Here is a 419-nt window from a genome sequence, read left to right as displayed (position 1 = left end):
CCAAACCCCCTGGGTCTGTATGATATGGGACTTAGTGGCTCAGAATGGACCAATGACTGGTATGCGTCAGATTATTACTCTCATTCTCCGGTAAACGATCCTCAGGGACCCGTAAAGGGGACCGAAAAAGTCCTCCGCGGGAATGTTGGCGGTGACAGACAATACGCTTTAACCGTATTCAGACAATCAGATTTGCCAGTTCCAAAGATCAATAAAGACGATGATTATGAAAAATATGGTGTTGGTCCGCAGTATGTTTTCCGTTGCGTCATCAATAAATAATGTCGTTTGGTGGTGACATATATCATTTTAACCGGAGCAACAACGTTGAATGAATGTTCCAATAAACCGGAGAGACTATTTAAACCTGTCCCGGATAGCCTGATGTCAGAATATCTTGCCATGATCGACGACCAGCA

At 44.2% G+C, this 419-nt stretch carries 2 protein-coding genes; both read left to right on the top strand.

Annotated features, from left to right (window positions below):
• Window positions 1–282 (top strand): formylglycine-generating enzyme family protein (locus tag AS136_RS27805; RefSeq protein ID WP_142668776.1); only part of this gene is annotated, 282 nt, incomplete at its 5' end.
• Between the two features lie 45 nt (window positions 283–327).
• Window positions 328–419, top strand: a 92-nt coding sequence (locus AS136_RS28935) for a hypothetical protein (protein WP_032444339.1), incomplete at its 3' end; no start/stop codon positions are given.

This window comes from Klebsiella sp. D5A (assembly GCF_001620885.1).
GTDB lineage: Bacteria > Pseudomonadota > Gammaproteobacteria > Enterobacterales > Enterobacteriaceae > Klebsiella > Klebsiella variicola.
Note: the sequence above shows the minus strand (reverse complement) of the source record. Positions and strands in the feature narration are given on the sequence as shown.